Here is a 2,286-nt window from a genome sequence, read left to right on the forward strand (position 1 = left end):
GAAAAGAGTTCGCCGCCGCTCAGAAGCGTCGCAGCCGCTCTTCGAGACAGACGGTGACGATCGACTTCGCGATGGCGGCCCCGCCGCCGATCGGGTCGAGCTTCGTCTCGCCGAGGCGCTCGGCGTAGCGGATCGGGCGCTCGCGCACGTCGTAGCCGCGCATCAGCGGCCGGATGAGGAGTTCGGCGGAGAGGCCGGTGTTCTCGGTCCAGCCGATCTCCTCGACCACGTCGCGGCGGTACGCGCGCATTCCGGTGGTGGTGTCGTGGACGCGTTCGCCCATCAGGAGGGAGGCGAGCGCCGCGAACGCGTGGTTGCCGAACCGGTTGAACGCCGGCATCGCCGCCGCGCCGTGATAGAGCCGGTCGCCGCTCACCACGTCCGCGCCGTCGTTGATCTCGGCGAGGAACTCCGGGAGCGCCTCCATCGGGTAGGTGTCGTCGCAGTCCGTCGTGACGACCACGGGACGGTCGGGCGTCAAGATCGCCTCCTGAACCGCGACGCCGTACCCCTGCGGCTCCTGCTCGATGACCGTCGCACCGTGTTCGCGGGCGATCTCCGCGGTTCGGTCCGAGGAGCCGTCGACGCAGACGACCTCCGCCTTCCCGTCGGTGACCTCCTCGATGTCTTCGAGAACCGTTCCGATCGCCTCCTCCTCGTTGTACGTCCCCATCACGACGCTGAGGTCGTCGAAGGTGTACGGCTCGTCGCGGTCGCCGCTCGTCTCGGCTCCCGATTCGTCCTCGTCTCGCTCCGCTACCGCGGCCGCGGACCCGTTCGTCGCGTGCGCCGAGTCGCTCATTACCCGGAACTCCGCCCGCACGCACTTGAGTTTTTAGGTTTACCTAAACAAATGGCGGCGAGCCGTCACGCTTTCTCCGAGAGCCAGCCGGCCACGTCGTCGCCGACGCGGAGCGCGAGCGCGGCGATGGTGAGCGTGGGGTTCATCGCACCGCTCGTCGGGAAGACGGAACTGGAGGCGATCCAGCAGTTCTCGAGGTCGTGGGTCCGGCAGTCGGCGTCGACGACGCCCCGATCGGGGTCGTCGCTCATCCGCGTCGTTCCCATGTGGTGGTACGCGGGACCGGTGGCGTCCGGGCCGGCCACCCACTCGATGTCGGCCCCGAGCTCCGCTAAGACCTCGACTTGGATCTCCTTGGCCCGTTCGATCGTGTCGAGCGCGCGGTCGCCGACGGTCCACTCGACCCGCGGTACCGGATTCCCGCGGTCGTCGACCCGGTTGTCGGCGAGCGTGATCCGGCTGTCGGCGTCGGGGAGCTGCTCGACGAGCGCGCCCATCGCGACGTGGTTCCCGTACTCGCCCCGTAGACGCTCCAGCAGGGGATCGCCCCAGTCGTCGCCCGTCAGCGCCGACTCCACGGGCGAGGGGCCGGCGTAGTTGAAGAACTCCAGCTTGAACGGGGCCTGCGTCTCGTCAGCCTCGTCGTAGAACTGGTCGCAGGCGCTGGTGTAGAAGCCGACGTGGTTCTGTCGCGTCGGCTCGTCGAGCGTCCCCCCGCCCCCGCGAACAGGTGGTCCATGAAGAACTCGCCGACGTGGCCGCTCCCGTTCGCGAGTCCGTCCGGATAGCGGTCGGACGCGGAAAGCAGGAGGAGCCGCGGCGTCTCCACGCCGCCGGCGGCGACGACGAACGCGTCCGCCTCCTGTCTGTGCGTCTCGCCGTCGGGCGTCGCGTAGACGGCGGCCGTCACCCGGTCGTCGCCGTCGTGTTCGAGCCGCTCGACCGGCGCGCGGTCGATCACGGTCGCGCCCGCGTCCTCGGCGCGCTCGACGTGGACCGTCGCGTCGTACTTCGCGCCCGCGGGACAGACGGGCTGGCAGGTGCCGTAACCGACGCAGGCGGAGCGACCGTCGTACGCCTCGGAGTTGCGCGCGTTCGGCACCGAGTGCATGTCGATCCCGAGTTCCTCGCAGGCCTCGGCGAACAGCGAGTCGCTGTAGGACGGCTCGAACGCCGGCATCGGGTGCGGCTCCTCGCGGGGCGGCGCGTAGGGGTTGTCCGACGCGCCCGCGACGCCCAGTTCGCGCTCGGCCTCCGCGTAGTAGGGCCGCAGGTCCGCGTAGTCGATCGGCCAGTCCGGCCCGACGCCGCGCTCGGTCCCGGAGTTAAAATCGCCCTCGTGGAGCCGCATCACCATCCCCTGCCAGTGGAGCGTCGACCCGCCGACCCCCTTCACGCGGGCGTGGTTCAGCGGGTAGCTCCACTCCGTCGACCCGGCGTTCTCGTAGGCGTCGCGCGCGCCGCCTACGTCCCAGACGTCCGGC

At 70.2% G+C, this 2,286-nt stretch carries 1 protein-coding gene and 1 pseudogene; both read right to left on the reverse strand.

Going from position 1 to position 2,286, the window contains the following annotated elements; all coding sequences use genetic code 11:
* Positions 1–19 precede the first annotated feature (19 nt).
* Positions 20–673, reverse strand: a complete 654-nt coding sequence (locus tag BN903_RS07685; protein ID WP_228841062.1) for a dolichyl-phosphate hexose transferase — start codon at positions 671–673, stop codon at positions 20–22.
* A gap of 194 nt (positions 674–867) precedes the next feature.
* Positions 868–2,286: pseudogene (locus tag BN903_RS07690) on the reverse strand (GMC family oxidoreductase); the annotation flags it as partial.

The sequence above is a fragment of the Halorubrum sp. AJ67 genome, assembly GCF_000513435.1.